The organism is Halomonas sp. SL1 (assembly GCF_003030865.2).
Lineage (GTDB): Bacteria > Pseudomonadota > Gammaproteobacteria > Pseudomonadales > Halomonadaceae > Halomonas > Halomonas halophila.
The window spans coordinates 169,158-184,047 of record NZ_PYUQ02000019.1 but is presented as its reverse complement, the minus strand read 5'-3'; the positions used below and the strand labels follow the sequence as shown (position 1 = coordinate 184,047).

The 14,890-nt window shown below is 69.3% G+C and carries 15 protein-coding genes and 1 other RNA gene; 12 read left to right on the top strand and 4 right to left on the bottom strand.

Going from position 1 to position 14,890, the window contains the following annotated elements; translation table 11 throughout:
- The first annotated feature begins 231 nt into the window (after positions 1–231).
- From petA to C9J49_RS13440, 5 genes are all read left to right on the top strand, one after another.
- A complete protein-coding gene (gene petA / locus C9J49_RS13460; RefSeq protein ID WP_046079764.1) occupies positions 232–831 on the top strand; it encodes a ubiquinol-cytochrome c reductase iron-sulfur subunit in 600 nt (199 codons plus the stop codon).
- The gene (locus tag C9J49_RS13455; protein WP_035592434.1) at positions 831–2,090 is read left to right on the top strand and encodes a cytochrome bc complex cytochrome b subunit; all 1,260 of its coding nucleotides are present in this window, start codon (positions 831–833) and stop codon (positions 2,088–2,090) included. The genes petA and C9J49_RS13455 overlap by 1 nt, the downstream gene beginning before the upstream one ends.
- Positions 2,090–2,857, top strand: coding sequence for a cytochrome c1 (locus tag C9J49_RS13450; RefSeq protein ID WP_107182411.1), 768 nt, complete (start codon positions 2,090–2,092; stop codon positions 2,855–2,857). Before C9J49_RS13455 ends, C9J49_RS13450 begins: the two co-directional genes overlap by 1 nt.
- Positions 2,858–2,996: 139 nt before the next feature.
- Positions 2,997–3,623 carry a stringent starvation protein SspA gene (sspA, locus tag C9J49_RS13445; protein ID WP_035592439.1) on the top strand — a complete coding sequence of 209 codons (627 nt, stop codon included), beginning with the start codon at positions 2,997–2,999 and terminating at the stop codon, positions 3,621–3,623.
- A gap of 55 nt (positions 3,624–3,678) precedes the next feature.
- Positions 3,679–4,143 (top strand): ClpXP protease specificity-enhancing factor, encoded by a 465-nt coding sequence (locus tag C9J49_RS13440; protein WP_107182410.1) that lies wholly within the window; start codon positions 3,679–3,681, stop codon positions 4,141–4,143.
- A 103-nt stretch (positions 4,144–4,246) separates the two neighbouring features.
- Here the strand turns inward: C9J49_RS13440 and C9J49_RS13435 are convergent, their stop codons facing one another.
- From C9J49_RS13435 to C9J49_RS13420, 4 genes are read right to left on the bottom strand one after another with little or no spacing between them, the layout of a single operon-like run.
- Positions 4,247–4,825 carry a BON domain-containing protein gene (locus tag C9J49_RS13435; RefSeq protein WP_035592448.1) on the bottom strand — a complete coding sequence of 193 codons (579 nt, stop codon included), beginning with the start codon at positions 4,823–4,825 and terminating at the stop codon, positions 4,247–4,249.
- Positions 4,826–4,830: 5 nt separating this feature from the next.
- Positions 4,831–5,424, bottom strand: a complete 594-nt coding sequence (locus tag C9J49_RS13430) for a phosphoheptose isomerase (protein WP_016854401.1) — start codon at positions 5,422–5,424, stop codon at positions 4,831–4,833.
- 24 nt (positions 5,425–5,448) lie between these two features.
- Positions 5,449–5,817 carry a YraN family protein gene (locus tag C9J49_RS13425; protein WP_046079760.1) on the bottom strand — a complete coding sequence of 123 codons (369 nt, stop codon included), beginning with the start codon at positions 5,815–5,817 and terminating at the stop codon, positions 5,449–5,451.
- Positions 5,801–7,564 carry a penicillin-binding protein activator gene (locus tag C9J49_RS13420; protein ID WP_107182409.1) on the bottom strand — a complete coding sequence of 588 codons (1,764 nt, stop codon included), beginning with the start codon at positions 7,562–7,564 and terminating at the stop codon, positions 5,801–5,803. Before C9J49_RS13420 ends, C9J49_RS13425 begins: the two co-directional genes overlap by 17 nt.
- Before the next feature lie 46 nt (positions 7,565–7,610).
- On the opposite strand from C9J49_RS13420, the gene rsmI reads away from it, so the two are divergent.
- The 7 genes from rsmI (at position 7,611) to murF (ending at position 14,882) form a co-directional block, all read left to right on the top strand.
- Positions 7,611–8,468, top strand: a complete 858-nt coding sequence (rsmI, locus tag C9J49_RS13415) for a 16S rRNA (cytidine(1402)-2'-O)-methyltransferase (RefSeq protein ID WP_107182408.1) — start codon at positions 7,611–7,613, stop codon at positions 8,466–8,468.
- Between the two features lie 32 nt (positions 8,469–8,500).
- Positions 8,501–8,853, top strand: an RNA gene (gene rnpB, locus C9J49_RS13410) — RNase P RNA component class A.
- Between the two features lie 67 nt (positions 8,854–8,920).
- The gene (gene rsmH / locus C9J49_RS13405) at positions 8,921–9,877 is read left to right on the top strand and encodes a 16S rRNA (cytosine(1402)-N(4))-methyltransferase RsmH (protein WP_107182407.1); all 957 of its coding nucleotides are present in this window, start codon (positions 8,921–8,923) and stop codon (positions 9,875–9,877) included.
- Positions 9,878–9,885: 8 nt separating this feature from the next.
- On the top strand, positions 9,886–10,212 hold the full coding sequence (gene ftsL, locus C9J49_RS13400; protein ID WP_107182406.1) for a cell division protein FtsL: 327 nt from the start codon (positions 9,886–9,888) through the stop codon (positions 10,210–10,212).
- Entirely contained in the window at positions 10,209–11,915 is a 1,707-nt protein-coding gene (locus tag C9J49_RS13395; protein ID WP_107182405.1) for a penicillin-binding protein 2, read from the top strand. Before ftsL ends, C9J49_RS13395 begins: the two co-directional genes overlap by 4 nt.
- Before the next feature lie 82 nt (positions 11,916–11,997).
- On the top strand, positions 11,998–13,506 hold the full coding sequence (locus C9J49_RS13390) for a UDP-N-acetylmuramoyl-L-alanyl-D-glutamate--2,6-diaminopimelate ligase (RefSeq protein ID WP_107182404.1): 1,509 nt from the start codon (positions 11,998–12,000) through the stop codon (positions 13,504–13,506).
- Complete coding sequence (gene murF / locus C9J49_RS13385; RefSeq protein WP_046079752.1) at positions 13,503–14,882, top strand: UDP-N-acetylmuramoyl-tripeptide--D-alanyl-D-alanine ligase; 1,380 nt, start codon at positions 13,503–13,505, stop codon at positions 14,880–14,882. Before C9J49_RS13390 ends, murF begins: the two co-directional genes overlap by 4 nt.
- The last annotated feature ends 8 nt before the right edge of the window (positions 14,883–14,890 follow it).

The following is a 14,890-nucleotide window of genomic DNA, read 5'->3' as shown; positions in this document are numbered from 1 at the left end:
CGGTTAAGAGAACCAACCGTCCAACGATTGGGGGTCAGTTCACTCAGGACCCGGGCGTTTTTTTTGTGCGAGGTCAAGAGATTGGCGTCTTGCCGCTGCCGGTCGGCCGCGGCGTGTTGTGAAGGGTGGCCCCTTTACCTACCATGGTTAGCATTCCTCACCCCCTGTGGTCGCGGCTCTGGTGGCTCGCGCAGCAATGGCGGGCAAATCGCTGATGGGAGAATACCAACAATGGCAGACAGCGGCGTGAACAAGGGGCGACGCCGTTTCCTCGTGGGCGCTACCTCCGTCGTGGGTGCGGCGGGCGCGGTCGGGGTCGCGGTTCCCTTCTTGTCCTCCTGGCAACCGAGTGCCCGGGCGCGTGCCGCCGGTGCGCCGGTCAAGGCGGATATCTCCAAGCTCGAGCCCGGTCAGCGCATGACCGTCGAATGGCGTGGGCGCCCGGTGTGGGTGCTCTACCGGACGCCCGAAATGATCGAGCGCACCGAGGCGCTCGGCGGTGATCTGCTGGCCGACCCCGGCTCCGAGGAGCCCCAGCAACCCGGCTATGCCGATGGCACGATGCGGTCCATTCGCCCCGAGATCGGGGTGCTGGTCGGTATCTGCACCCATCTGGGCTGCTCGCCGCTGTTCAAGCCGGACCCCGGGGCCGACGATGTCGGCGTCGCCGACTGGCCGGGCGGTTTCTTCTGCCCCTGTCACGGGTCGCGCTTCGATCTGGCGGGTCGCGTATTCGCCAACGTGCCGGCACCGCTGAATCTGGAGGTGCCCCCGTATCGCTTCGAGAGTGACGACGTCATCGTCGTCGGTGAGGATGAGGAGACGGCCTGATGGCGAACCCCGATAAGCCCAAGGCGGAGCGCGGCGTCATGCGCTGGGTCGACGATCGCTTTCCCGCCACCCAGATGTGGCAGGAGCACCTGTCGAAGTACTACGCGCCGAAGAACTTCAACTTCTGGTACTTCTTCGGCTCGCTGGCGCTGCTGGTGCTGGTCAACCAGATCCTCACCGGCGTCTGGTTGACCATGAGCTTCAATCCTTCCGCCGAGGGCGCCTTTGCCTCGGTGGAATACATCATGCGCGACGTGGAGTGGGGCTGGCTGATCCGCTACATGCACTCCACCGGCGCCTCGGCGTTCTTCGTCGTGGTCTACCTGCACATGTTCCGCGGCCTGCTCTACGGCTCCTACAAGGCGCCCCGGGAGCTGGTGTGGATCTTCGGCATGGCGATCTACCTGGCGCTGATGGCCGAGGCCTTCATGGGCTACCTGTTGCCCTGGGGGCAGATGTCCTACTGGGGCGCCCAGGTGATCATCTCGCTGTTCTCGGCCATTCCTGCCATCGGGCCGGACCTGGCCCAGTGGGTACGCGGCGACTACCTGATCTCCGGCATCACCCTGAACCGCTTCTTCGCCCTGCACGTGGTGGCGCTGCCGATCGTGATCCTGGCGCTGGTGGTGCTGCACATCATCGCCCTGCACGAGGTCGGCTCGAACAATCCCGACGGCATCGACATCAAGGCCAAGAAGGACGAGAGCGGCAAGCCGCTGGACGGGATTCCCTTTCATCCCTACTACACCGTCAAGGACATCGTCGGCGTGGCGGTCTTCCTGTTCGTGTTCTGTGCGGTGATCTTCTACTTCCCGGAAGGCGGCGGGTACTTCCTCGAGAAGCCGAACTTCGAGCCGGCGAATCCGTTGAAGACGCCGGATCACATCGCGCCGGTGTGGTACTTCACGCCCTTCTACGCAATCCTGCGCGCGATCAATTTCTCGCTGTTCGGCCTCGACGCCAAGTTCCTCGGCGTGGTGTGCATGGGCGCGGCCATCGCGGTGCTGTTCGTGCTGCCCTGGCTGGACCGCAGCCCGGTGCGTTCGATTCGCTACAAGGGCTGGATCTCGAAGCTGATGCTGGCGCTGTTCGCGGTGAGCTTCATCGTGCTCGGGGTGCTCGGGGTGCTGCCGCCGACCGCTGCGCGCACGGCGCTGGCCCAGCTGTGTACCGTGCTCTACTTCGCCTTCTTCCTGCTGATGCCGTTCTACAGCCGCTGGGAGAAGACCAAACCCGTTCCGGAAAGGGTGACTGGCTGATGAAAAAGGGACTGCTGGCTCTGATCCTGGCCCTGCTTCCGATGCTCGGGTTCGCCGCCGGAGGTGGCGCCCATCTGCAGGAGATGACCCCCGACCTGCACGATCGAGCATCGCTGCAGCGTGGCATGAAGCTGTTCGTCAACTACTGCATGGGGTGTCACTCCCTGCAGTATCAGCGCTTCTCCCGCGCGGCGGAGGATCTGGGCATGCCTCAGGGGCTGGTGGAGGACAACCTGATCTTCGCCGAGTCGGTGGGCTTCAACGACCAGATGCACAATGCGATGTCGGCGGAGGATGGCGAGGACTGGTTCGGCGCGGCGCCGCCGGATCTGACCCTGGAGGCGCGGCTGCGCGGCACCGACTGGATCTACTCCTATCTGCTCGGCTTCTATCGCGATCCGTCACGGCCCACCGGCGTCAACAACCAGGTCTTTCCGCTGGTGGCGATGCCCAACGTGCTCGAGCCGCTGCAGGGCGTGCAGGAGAAGGTCTGCGCCGCCAGCGAGCATCCCGTCGAGGGGGCCGAGCTTGATCCGCTGACCGGCAAGTATCAGTCCTGTGAGGTGCTGCAGGTGACCCAGCCCGGCGCCATGGAGCCCGGCGAGTTCGAGGAGGCGGTCTATGACCTGACCAACTTCCTGGCCTATGTCGGCGAGCCGTCGCGGCTCAAGGCCGAGGCGCTGGCGCCCAAGGTGCTGATCTTCATCTTCGTCTTCGGCATCATTGCCTATCTGCTCAAGCGCGAGTACTGGCGCGACATTCACTGACGAATCCGGCCGCGCGGGCGCATGGCTTCGGCCATGCGCCCGCGTCGTGTGCCGTGGCGATAGCGGGACGCCACACGACGCCCCGAGATGGGGTGCGTCGTGTTATCATCCCGCCACGAACTGATGCGAGGATTGTTTCATGGGTGTAGTGGCCAAGCGGTCGTCGATGATCTTCTATTCCGGGGGCGATGATCATTACAGTCATCGGGTACGTATCGTGCTCGCCGAGAAAGGGGTGGCGGTGGATATCGTCGAGGTCACCGAGGAGAGCCACCCCGAGGAGCTCGCCGATCTCAACCCCTACAACAGCGTGCCCACGCTGCTTGACCGGGACCTGGTGCTCTACGAGTCCAAGGTGATGATGGAGTACCTCGACGAGCGGTTCCCGCATCCGCCGCTGCTGCCGGTCTATCCGGTCGCCCGGGCCCAGAGCCGGCTGTGGATGCATCGCATCGAGCGCGAGTGGTGCCCGCTGGTCGAGCAGATCCAGAACGGCACCAAGAAGGAAGCCGAGAAGGCGCGCAAGGAGTTGCGCGAGAGCCTGGTCGGCATCTCGCCGATCTTCGAGGACATGCCGTTCTTCATGAGCGAGGAGTTCACCCTGGTGGACTGCTGCCTGGCACCGATCCTGTGGCGTCTGCCGGCGCTCGGCATCGAGATGCCGGAGAAGCAGATCAAGCCGCTGATGGGCTACATGGAGCGCGTCTTCGATCGCGACGGCTTCCGGGCCTCGCTGAGCGAAGCCGAGCGCGAGATGCGTCCCTGATCGTTCTTTCACGCCCCGGCGTCGCGCCGGGGCCGCTTTTCTGGAGGGCCAATCGATGCAATCGAGTCGTCCCTATATCGCGCGGGCCCTGTACGAGTGGCTGCTGGACAACGAGCTGACGCCCTACATCGTGGTCGATGCCGAGCAGGCGGGCGTCGAGGTGCCGCGCCAGTTCGTGCAGAACGGCCAGATCGTGCTCAACCTCGGCGTCAGCGCGATCCGCGACCTGTCGATGACCAACGAGGCCATCGCCTTCTCGGCACGCTTCGGCGGCAAGCCGACCCAGATCATGGTGCCGATCGAGGCGCTGATCGCGATCTATGCCCGCGAGAACGGCGTCGGCATGGTGTTCGGTCATGAGCCGGTGATGCCGGCCGATGATGCCAATGACGTGGTCGAGGAGGCGTCGGAGGACGAGGCGCCGGGGCTGTCCAGCGTCGACAGCGACGATGGCGATGCCGGCGGCGAGCCGGAGCAGGCGCCGAAGAAGGGGCGTCCCTCGCTGCGCGTGGTCAAGTAGCGCGTCGTTCCCGCCGCCATGCGCGGAACCTGACAGAAGAACGGCAGGCCCTCGGGCCTGCCGTTCTTCGCTCCGTGCCGCCGGATGGCGGGGCGCGAGGGCGTCAGTCGAGGTAGTCGAAGACCTTGACGATGCGCTGCATGCCGCCGACGTTGCGGACCGCGGCGACGATGCGCTCGGCCTCCTGGCGGCGCACGATGCCCATCAGGAAGACGCTGTCGTTCTCGGTGACGATGCGCAGCTTGCTGGAGTCGATGGCCTCGTTGGCGACCAGCGCGGTGCGGATGCGGGTCTTGAGCCAGGTGTCGGTGAGACGCTGGCTGGTCGGCAGGTTGGCGGCCACGCTCAGCTGGTTGTGGACGCGGCGCACGTTGCGCACCTCGCCGGCGATGCGCTCGGCCATGTTCTTGAGTTCCTGGCTCGGTACCTGGCCGGTGAGCAGCACCACGCCGTTGTAGCTGTCGACGTTGATGCGGGCGTCGCCAAGGCGGGCGTCGGTGGTGCCGAGGTTGTGGGCGACCTTGGTCTCGATGCTGTCGTCCTCGACCTTGGTGCCGACGGTACGCTCGCTGTAGTTCTCGTTGATGGGGCCGGAGGTGGTGGCCGCGGTCATGGTGGTGCAGCCGGACAGGGCCAGCAGCAGGGCCAGGGAAAGGCCCAGGAGGCGGGACTTGTCGATCATGGGCATCACTCGCTTGCGCCGAAGAGTTGTTCGTCGATGAGGTCGCACAGGCAGTGGATCACCAGCAGGTGAACCTCCTGGATGCGGGCGGTCGAGGTGGCCGGCACGCGGATCTCGCAGTCGTCCTGGCCGAGCAGCGAGGCCATGTTGCCGCCGTCGCGGCCGGTCAGGGCGACCACGGTCATCTCGCGGTCGTGGGCGGCCTGGATGGCCTGTACCACGTTGCCGGAATTGCCGCTGGTGGAAATCGCCAGCAGCACGTCGCCGGGCTGGCCCAGGGCACGAATCTGCTTGGAATACACCTCGTTGTAGCTGTAGTCGTTGGCGATCGAGGTCAGCGTCGAGGTGTCGGTGGTCAGCGCCAGGGCCGGCAGGCTGGGGCGCTCGCGCTCGAAGCGGTTGAGCAGCTCGGACGAGAAGTGTTGGCTGTCGCCGGCGCTGCCGCCGTTGCCACAGGCCAGGATCTTCCCTTCGTTGACCAGGGCCTGGACCATCATCTGGCTGGCGACCTCGATGAAGGGCGGCAGCACCTCGCTGGCGTAGGTCTTGGTGTCGATGCTGGCGTTGAAGTGTCCGAGAATGCGGTTCTGGAAATCCATCGTGGCTTCCTGGTCCTTGGGCGATCAGAACGCTTCGAAGGCGTTTCGGACCCAGGTGAAATCGAGGTCCGGCGGCGTGCCGGTGGCGGCCAGCACATCGAAGCGGCAGGCACATGATAGCCGGTTGCGTTGCAGATAAAAACGCGCCGCCTGGATCAGGCGGCGCTGCTTGGTGGCGTTGACGGTCTCGAGCGGATGGCCGTGGCGGGTGTCGCGGCGGTGGCGAACCTCGACGAATACCAGCACATCGCCGTCGCGCATCACCAGGTCGATCTCGCCGCCCCGGGCGTGTTGGTTGGCGGCCACGAGGGCGAGGCCGCGGGCCGCCAGCCAGTCCGCGGCGAGGCGCTCGATGCGAGCGCCGCGGGCGCGGGCGTCAGCGGGATGCGTCATCGGTGAAGTGGCTCATGTCCAGCGCCGGCTGGGGCACGCCGTCCTCGAAGCGGGCCCAGGGCAGCTCGCGGTGGATGCGGCCGTCCTGGTCGGCGCTCAGGGTGCCGGTGGCGCCGAACAGCTCGCTGCCGGGGATGGCCTGGAACTGGGGCAGACGCCGGGCCAGCTCGTAGGCGTCCACGCCCATGGCCATCAGGCGGAACATGTTGGGGTCGGACTCCTCGCGCAGCTGGCGATAGCTGTCGAGGAAGGGCAGGGCCTCTTCGCCGCCCACGGCGGCGTCGGGAATCTGCCAGGGGATGTCGAGGAACATCACGCCATTCAGGTCCTTGTCCAGGCGCGGCTGCGGGCGCCCCTCGTAGAGGTGCGAAGTGGCGTAGACCGACAGCTCCTGCTTGTAGGCGTAGTAGTCGATGGTCGGTGGCACCTGGCGAGCGTAGTCGGGCAGGGCCAGCAGGAACAGCATGTCGGGGCGGCTCGAGCCCAGCGCGCGGCGCGTGCTCTCGGTGGCCGGCCGGCCGGGGTTGTAGCGTACGGCGTTGGCGATCCGGCCGTCGCGATCGCGCCAGGCGTCGGCGAACGCCTCGCCGACCCGGCGTCCCCAGGCGTTGTCCGGTACCAGCAGCGAGGCGCTGCGATGGCCGTCCTGGCGGCCGCGAGCCGCCACCGAGCGAGCCTCGTCCTCGGCCGAGAGGCCGTACTGGAAGAGCCCTTCGGCGCTGTTGCGCTCGTCCTCGCCGTAATTGAGGGCCAGCGTCGGCATCGGCACCCGGTCGCGGCGCTCCAGGGCGGTGACGGCATCCTTGTCCAGCGGCCCGATGACCACCTGGGCGCCGCGCTGACGGGCCTCCTGATAGAGGGCGTCGAAGTTGCCGCCGGAGGAATCGATGAAGGTCAGCTGGATGCCGCGGCCGCCGCCGTTCACCTCGTTCATGTGGTGGGCGCGCAGGCCTTCCTCGAGGGCGTCGGCGACCCCGGCCAGCGGGCCGGATTCGGGCAGGAAGACGGCGATGTGGCGCACGTCCTGGCCGCGCAGGTCGCGCAGCGCCAGGATGTCGGCGGGCAGCTGCCGGGCTGCGGGATGATCCGGATAGCGACCGCGCCAGTCGTCGAGGCGGGCGAACAGGCGTTCGATGTCGCCGCCGCTGGTGCGCACCAGCTCGGCGAGATCGAGCCAGGCCCGGGTCGGGTCGCTGGCGCCGTCACGCAGCTCGTCGATGGCGCCGGGCGTCAGGCGCGAGAGCTGCTCCCAGATCGGGTCGTTGAGATCGATGCGACCGGTATCGGCCTGCAGGCGAAGCAGCGTCTGGGCGGCGGCGCGGGTCTCGCCGATCTGGCCGAGGGCGCGGGCCTGGCGTTCGCGCAGCAGCGCGGCCTGGTCGCGAGGCAGCTGCAGCTCGTCGAGCTGCTGGGCGGCCTGGATCACCGCGGAGGGGTCTCCCTCGGTCTCGCCGAGGTCGGACAGCAGCATCGCCCAGCGTCCGCGATCCTCGGGGGGCAGCCGGCTGTCGTCGATGTCCTTGACGATTTCCAGCGCCTGGGGGCGGCTGCCCTGGCGTGCTAGGATATCGGCCGCCCGAAGCCGCGACTTGGCGGCCTGTTCGGGGGCCTGCTGTTCGGCCTGGGCCAGCAGCTGGTTCGGATCGCCGACGGGCTGCCGTTCGGTGATGCCGGGCTGGAAGGCACAGCCGGCCAGCCACATTGCCACGAAGGCGGCGGCCAGCGGGCCGCGAGACGAAATCTTCATGAATCCTTCCTTGTCCTCACGTGCGGAGAGCTTCCCGGGAGCCGAAATGACAGACGCCATTACAGGGGTATTGTACGTGGTCGCCACGCCGATTGGGAATCTGGACGACCTTGCCCCCCGCGCCGCACGGCTGCTGGGCGAGGTCGAGCTGGTGGCCGCCGAGGATACCCGGCACACCTCGCGCCTGCTGCGCCACCTGGGCGTGGCGCCGCCGCTGCTGTCGCTGCACGAGCACAACGAGGCCGCTCGGGTCGAGCAGATCGACGCCCGGCTGGCCGCCGGGGAGGCCGTGGCGCTGGTCAGCGATGCCGGCACGCCCCTGATCAGCGATCCCGGCTTCGTGCTGGTGCGCGAGCTGCGCGCCCGCGGGCGCCGCATCGTACCGGTACCCGGCGCGTGCGCCCTGGTGGCGGCGCTCTCGGCGGCGGGCCTGCCCACCGATCGTTTCCTGTTCCAGGGCTTCCTGCCGGCCAAGGGCGGCACCCGGCGAGGACGGCTCGAGGCGCTGGCCGAGCGCGAGGAGACCCTGGTGTTCTACGAGTCGCCGCATCGCATCCGTGACACTCTGGCCGATCTCGGTACGGTGCTCGGCGAGCGTCAGGTGGTGCTCGCCCGTGAGCTGACCAAGACCTTCGAGACCTTTCTCGAGGGCACCCCCGAGGCCCTGCTGGCGCGGATGGCGGACGACCCTGACCAGGCCCGCGGCGAGTTCGTGGTGATGGTGGCCGGCGCCGCGCCGAAGTCGGCCGACGAGGCCGCCAGCGTCGATGCCGATGCGCTGCTTTCCGCCATGCTCGCCGAGGGCGTGGGGGTCAAGCAGGCCGCGGCAGTGACCGCCCGGACCCTGGGAGGCGCCAAGAAACAGTGGTACGCCAGGGCGCAGGCGCTCAAGGACGGGGATTGAGGGGGTGGCGGGGCGCTGGTATGCTTGCCGCGGGAGTTGGCCAGACAGCCGCCGCCGGAGCGATCCGGGGGAGGAAAGTCCGGGCTCCACAGGGCAGAGTGCCAGGTAACGCCTGGGCGGCGCGAGCCGACGGAAAGTGCAGCAGAGAGCAGACCGCCTACGTCTCCTTCGGGAGGCCGGTAAGGGTGAAAGGGTGCGGTAAGAGCGCACCGCGCGCCTGGTAACAGTGCGTGGCACGGTAAACCCCACTCGGAGCAAGACCAAATAGGAACCCGTTGGCGTGGCCCGCGTTGGGTTCGGGTAGGTTGCTTGAGGGCGACGGTGACGTCGCCCCTAGAGGAATGGCTGTCCCCGACAGAACCCGGCTTATCGGCCGACTCCCCACGAATTCTTTGCGCGCCGCCGTCCGGCGGCGCCCCGCCATTTGCAAGACCAGCCGCCAAGAGAAGCGCATGACGTCATCCGCCCCCGAACACGCCCCCCGCGGCTTTCGCCATGCCAGCGTGCTGCTCGACGGGGCGGTCGACGCCCTGATTCATGATCCGGCGGGCCATTACCTGGACGGCACCTTCGGCCGCGGCGGCCACTCCCGGGCGATCCTCGAGCGGCTCGCTCCCGAGGGACGGCTGCTGGCCATCGACCGCGATCCCCAGGCCATCGCCGAGGCGGCGAGCATCGACGACGAGCGCTTCGCCATCGACCAGGGCGAGTTCGCCCGCCTGGGCGAGTTCGCCGAGGCGCGCGGCCTGCACGGCCGGCTGTCCGGCGTTCTGCTCGACGTCGGCGTCTCCTCGCCCCAGCTCGACGATCCGGAGCGGGGCTTCAGTTTCCTGCGTGACGGCCCGCTCGACATGCGCATGGACCCGACCCGTGGCGAGAGCGCCGCGGACTGGCTGGCCCATGCCGCCGAGGGCGAGATCGCCCGGGTGTTCAAGACCTTCGGCGAGGAGCGCTTCGCCCGTCGGCTGGCCAAGGCGATCGTGGCCCGCCGCGTCGAGACGCCCTTCACCCGCACCGGCGACCTGGCCGAGGTGATCAAGGTCGCCCATCCCGCCTGGGAGAAGGGCAAGCACCCGGCCACCCGCGCCTTCCAGGCGCTGCGCATCCAGGTCAACGGCGAGCTCGACCAGCTCGATGCCGCCCTCGAGGCCGCCCTCGAGACGCTGGCCCCCGGCGGGCACCTGGTGGTGATCAGCTTCCATTCTCTGGAGGATCGCCGGGTCAAGCGCTTCATCCGGGATCACGTGCGCGGCGACACTCATCTGCCCAAGGGCATCCCGCTGCGCGACGACCAGATTCAGCGGCGCCTGGAGTCCGTCGGCAAGGCGCGCCGTCCGGGGCCGGAGGAGGTCGAGGCCAACCCCCGCGCCCGCAGTGCGGTGATGCGCGTGGCGCGCAAGCGATACTGAGGTACGGCATGGCTCAAGGACGCGACGCCACTCCCTCTTCCTTCGCCTGGCCGCTGCGCCTGCGCCCGACCCTGGGGCTGGCGCTCAATGCCGTGCTGCTGGCGGCCTGCCTGGTCGCGGCCCTGGCCGTGATCGCCACCAGCCATCAGACCCGGGTGCAATACGCGCAGCTGCAGTCGCTCGAGCGTGAGCACCAGCAGCTGCAGACCGAGTGGAGCCAGCTGCTGCTCGAGGAGAGCGCCTGGTCCTCGCCGTCGCGCATCGAGCGGCTGGCCAGCGACCGGCTCGAGATGCGCCTGCCCGGCATCGACGAAGTCGAGGTCATCCGGCCATGAGTGCCACGCCTCGTCGCGGCAAGACGCGCCATGCCCCGTCGCCCATGGGGCAGGCCCGCTACCGGGTGATGCTGGGGCTGGTGCTGATCGGCCTGGCGTTGCTGGCCGGACGCATCGTCGACCTGCACGTCTTCGACCGCACCTTCCTGCAGGGGCAGGGCGATGCCCGGACCCTGCGCGTCGATCCCATTCCCGCCCACCGCGGCATGATCACCGATCGCCACGGCGAGCCACTGGCGATCTCCACCCCGGTGGTGACGCTGTGGGCCAACCCCCAGGATCTGCCCGACGATCGCATCCAGCGGCTGCGCCTGGCCCAGGCCCTGGGGCAGGAGCCCGAGGCCCTGAACGCGCGCATCGAGCGCTATGCCGATCGCGAGTTCATGTACCTGCGCCGCCGCATGACGCCGGTGGACGCCCAGGAGGTGCTCGACCTGCGCATCCCCGGGGTGCACAAGCGGGCCGAGTACAAGCGCTACTATCCCGCCGGTGAGGTGATCGCCCAGCTGATCGGCGTGACCAACATCGACGATCAGGGGCAGGAGGGGCTGGAGCTCGCCTATCAGTCCTACCTCTCCGGGGAGCCGGGGCGTCGCCGGGTGCTCAAGGATCGGCGCGGACGACTGGTCCGCGACCTGGAGGTGCTCCAGGAGGCCGAGCCCGGCGGCGACCTGACGCTGGCCATCGACCAGCGCCTGCAGTACATGGCCTATCGCGAGCTCAAGTCGGCGGTGGACGAGAACGACGCCGACGGCGGCGTGCTGGTGATGCTCGACGCCGATACCGGCGAGGTGCTGGCCATGGCCAACCAGCCGTCCTACAACCCCAACAATCGTGCCGGCCTCGATCCCGGCGGGTTGCGCAACCGCGCCATCGTCGACGTCTTCGAGCCCGGCTCGGTGATGAAGCCGCTGGCCATGTCGGCGTTGCTCGAGACAGGTCGGTTTCCGCCCGATACCGTGATCGACACGTCGCCGGGCTGGATGGTCATCGACGGTTACACCATCAAGGACGTCGCCAACTACGGCGAGCTCAGCCTGTCCGGCATCCTCGAGAAGTCCTCGAACATCGGCATGTCCAAGCTGACCCTGCAGCTCGACGACCCCGTGGTGCCCGAGCGCTATCGGGCGCTGGGCTTCGATCAGGTGCCGGGCACCGGCTTTCCCGGTGAGGCGGGGGGCAGCGTGCCGGCGCCTCAGGTCTGGTCCAGCAGCCAGTGGGCGGCGCTGTCCTACGGCTACGGCCTGTCGGTGTCCGCGCTGCAGCTGGCCGGGGCCTACACCGCCATCGCCAACCACGGCGAGCGCCTGCCGCCGTCGCTGTTGCGTCTCAATCGGCCGCCGGCCGGCGAGCCGGTGATCGAGCCCGACGTCGCCGACCGCGTGCTGGGTATGATGGACCGGGTGGTGGAGCCGGGCACCGGTGCCCGGCGTGCCCTGGTGCCGGGCTACAGCGTGGCCGGCAAGACCGGCACGGTGCGCAAGAGCGGCGGGGGTGGCTACGAGGAGAACGCCTACCGTTCGCTGTTCGTGGGCATCGCGCCGGTCTCCGATCCGCGCCTGATCACCGTGGTGATGATCGACCACCCTCGGGGCGACGCCTTCTACGGCGGCGCGGTGGCGGCACCGGTGTTCTCACGGGTGGCCGGCAGCGCCCTGCGGCTGCTGGACGTGCCCCCCGACCTGCTGGACGAGGATTCATGAGTGCCGCACCGTTCGCCGTTCGCCATGCGATCGTTCATCGCCCGACCGTCTATCGCCTGACCGTCTACCGAAAGGAGAGCCCATGGACGTGACCGCCGAGCGCCTGATCGAGGCCCTGATCGCCCACTGGCCCCGCCGGCGCGAGGCGCTGGCCGGGCCCGCGCTGCCCGACCGGCCGCGGCTGATCCTGGACAGCCGGGAGCTCGCCGCCGGCGACGTCTTCCTCGCCGTGCCCGGAGTATCCGTCGACGGCCGCGACTACATCGCCGCCGCCCTGGAGGCCGGCGCCGCCCTGGTGCTGGCCCATGACGACGACGCCTCGACGCTGCCGGACGACCCTCGGGTGGTGGCACTGCCACATCTGCGCACCCGGCTCGGCGAGCTGGGGCGCGACCTCTTCGACGTGCCCGAGGCGCTGGAGCTGATCGGCGTCACCGGCACCAACGGCAAGAGTTCGGTGACTCACTACATTGCCGCCCTGAGCGAACGCCTCGGTCGACCGGCCGGCATGATCGGCACCCTGGGCCACGGGCGCCCCGGCGCGCTGGTCGAGGGGCGACTGACCACGCCGGGGCCGCTGGCGCTGCAGGCCGCCCTCGGCGAGCTCGCCGGCTCGGGCCTGGAGCGGGTGGCCATGGAGGTCTCGTCCCATGCCCTGGAGCAGCGGCGTCTCGATGCCTGCCGCTTCCGCGCCGCGGTGTTCACCAACCTGAGTCGTGACCATCTCGACTATCACGGCAGCATGGCCGCCTACGCCGCGGCCAAGGCGCGGCTGTTTCGTCGCAGCGAGCTCGCGCTGGCGGTGGTCAACGCCGACGACCCGCTGGCGCGGCTGATGCTGGCCGGGCTGGGTGAGGGCGTACGGGTGCTGGCGGTAGGCGAGGACGAGGCCGTGACCCTGCGCGTGGTGGACTGGGTGCCCCATGGCGAAGGCCAGCGCGCGCTGGTCGCCACGCCCGACGGCGAGCGCGTGTTGACGCTGCCGCTGATGGGACGCTTCAACCTGACCAACGTGCTGCTGGCCATCGCCACGCTGCACGGCCTGGGGGAGGCGATCGATGACCTGTTCGAGGCCGCCGACGGGCTCGCGCCGGTGCCCGGTCGCATGCAGGCGCTGGTCGGCGAGGGCGCGCCGACGGTGGTAATTGACTACGCCCACACCCCGGACGCCCTGGAGAATGCCCTACAGGCGCTGCGCGCCCATCTGCCCGACAGCGGCCGGCTGTGGTGCCTGTTCGGCTGCGGCGGTGACCGCGATGCCGGCAAGCGCCCGCTGATGGCCGCCGCCGCCGAGCGCCACGCCGACCGGCTGGTGATCACCGACGACAATCCCCGCTCCGAGGCGCCGGCGGCGATCCGCGAGGCGATGCTCGAGGGGCTGTCCGAGGCCGGCCGCGAGGCCGCCGAGGTGGTCGACGGCCGCGCCCGGGCGATCCGCGACGTCATCCGCGAGGCCGCCGCCGAGGATGTGATCCTGATCGCCGGCAAGGGCCACGAGGCCTATCAGGAGATCGACGGCGTCCGCCATGCTTTCTCTGATCTCGCCGAGGCCGAGGCGGCGCTGGCCGCCCGCCGAGAGGGAGAGGCATGAGCGGCGTCGGTCTCGAGACCCTGGCCGAGGTCGCAGCGGTGCTCGGCCTCGACGTGCCCGACGCCGATGTCGGCGCCGAGCTGTCGGTGGGCGAGATCGTCACCGACACCCGCCGCCTGGGCCCGGGGGCGCTGTTCGTGGCGCTGACCGGCGAACGCTTCGATGGCCATGACTTCATCGCCGCCGCCCGCGAGGCGGGGGCGGTGGCCGCGGTGGTCGAGCGTCGCGTCGACGATCCGCTGCCACAGCTCGAAGTGGCCGACGCTCGCCTGGCCCTGGGCCTGCTGGGTCGCGCCCGCCGCCGCGCCTGGGGCGGGCCGCTGGTCGCGGTGACCGGCAACAGCGGCAAGACCACGGTCAAGCAGATGCTGGCCACGCTGCTGGCCCGCCGCGGCGAGACCCTGGCCACCCGGGGCAACCTCAACAACGACATCGGCGCGCCGCTGACGCTGCTCGAGCTGGCCGCCGAGCACCGCCAGGCGGTGGTCGAGCTCGGGGCGAACCACCTGGGCGAGATCGCCTGGACGGCGAGCCTGGCCGAACCCCGGGTGGCGGTGATCACCAACGTCACCGGCGCCCACGTGGGCGAGTTCGGCGGCCTCGGGCGCATCGCCCAGGCCAAGGCCGAGATCCTGGCGTCGCTTCCTGGCGACGGGGTGGCGGTGCTCAACCGCGACGACCGCTACTTCGCCAGCTGGGCGAGCCTCGCGGCGCCGCGGGAGGTGCTGGATTTCGCCGTGGAAGGACCGGCGCGTCTGCGCGCCGAGACACTGGTTTGCGATCCGCTCGGACGCTATGCTTTCACGCTGTTTCACGATGATCGCGAACTGGGGCGCGTGCAGCTGGCGCTGCTCGGCCGCCACAACGTGGCCAATGCCCTGGCGGCGGCGGGCGCGGCGCTGGCCATGGGCCTGGCCCCGGACGACGTGCTGACCGGGCTCGAGGCCGTCGCGCCGATGCCGGGCCGGCTCAGTGCGGTGGAGGGTGTCAATGGCTCGCGCTTGCTCGACGATACCTACAACGCCAACCCCGGCGCGGTGAAGGCCGCCCTCGACCTGCTGGCCAGCCTGCCGGGACCGCACTGGTGCCTGCTGGGCGCCATGGGCGAGCTGGGCGAGGCCTCGGCGCGGCTTCACGAAGAGGTTGGCCATCACGCGCGCGAGCTTGGCATCGACTTTCTCGGCACCCTCGGCGAGGCGGCGCGGCCGGCCAGCCGCGCCTTCGGCGAGGCGGGGTGTCATTTCGACGATCGGGAGGCGCTGACGCGCCACGTCCTCCAACATCTGCCGCCAGGGGCCAGCGTGCTGGTCAAGGGCTCGCGCAGTGCCGGCATGGAGGCCGTGGTGTCGGCGCTGTGTCCGGATGCATCAAGGTAAGGCATTAC

Excerpts from the sequence above, each read along its gene's own strand:
- petA (WP_046079764.1), top strand. The coding sequence starts at position 232 with ATGGCAGACAGCGGCGTGAACAAGGGGCGACGCCGTTTCCTCGTGGGC.
- C9J49_RS13455 (WP_035592434.1), top strand. The coding sequence starts at position 831 with ATGGCGAACCCCGATAAGCCCAAGGCGGAGCGCGGCGTCATGCGCTGG.
- C9J49_RS13450 (WP_107182411.1), top strand. The coding sequence starts at position 2,090 with ATGAAAAAGGGACTGCTGGCTCTGATCCTGGCCCTGCTTCCGATGCTC.
- sspA (WP_035592439.1), top strand. The coding sequence starts at position 2,997 with ATGGGTGTAGTGGCCAAGCGGTCGTCGATGATCTTCTATTCCGGGGGC.
- C9J49_RS13440 (WP_107182410.1), top strand. The coding sequence starts at position 3,679 with ATGCAATCGAGTCGTCCCTATATCGCGCGGGCCCTGTACGAGTGGCTG.
- C9J49_RS13435 (WP_035592448.1), bottom strand. The coding sequence starts at position 4,825 with ATGATCGACAAGTCCCGCCTCCTGGGCCTTTCCCTGGCCCTGCTGCTG.
- C9J49_RS13430 (WP_016854401.1), bottom strand. The coding sequence starts at position 5,424 with ATGGATTTCCAGAACCGCATTCTCGGACACTTCAACGCCAGCATCGAC.
- C9J49_RS13425 (WP_046079760.1), bottom strand. The coding sequence starts at position 5,817 with ATGACGCATCCCGCTGACGCCCGCGCCCGCGGCGCTCGCATCGAGCGC.
- C9J49_RS13420 (WP_107182409.1), bottom strand. The coding sequence starts at position 7,564 with ATGAAGATTTCGTCTCGCGGCCCGCTGGCCGCCGCCTTCGTGGCAATG.
- rsmI (WP_107182408.1), top strand. The coding sequence starts at position 7,611 with ATGACAGACGCCATTACAGGGGTATTGTACGTGGTCGCCACGCCGATT.
- rsmH (WP_107182407.1), top strand. The coding sequence starts at position 8,921 with ATGACGTCATCCGCCCCCGAACACGCCCCCCGCGGCTTTCGCCATGCC.
- ftsL (WP_107182406.1), top strand. The coding sequence starts at position 9,886 with ATGGCTCAAGGACGCGACGCCACTCCCTCTTCCTTCGCCTGGCCGCTG.
- C9J49_RS13395 (WP_107182405.1), top strand. The coding sequence starts at position 10,209 with ATGAGTGCCACGCCTCGTCGCGGCAAGACGCGCCATGCCCCGTCGCCC.
- C9J49_RS13390 (WP_107182404.1), top strand. The coding sequence starts at position 11,998 with ATGGACGTGACCGCCGAGCGCCTGATCGAGGCCCTGATCGCCCACTGG.
- murF (WP_046079752.1), top strand. The coding sequence starts at position 13,503 with ATGAGCGGCGTCGGTCTCGAGACCCTGGCCGAGGTCGCAGCGGTGCTC.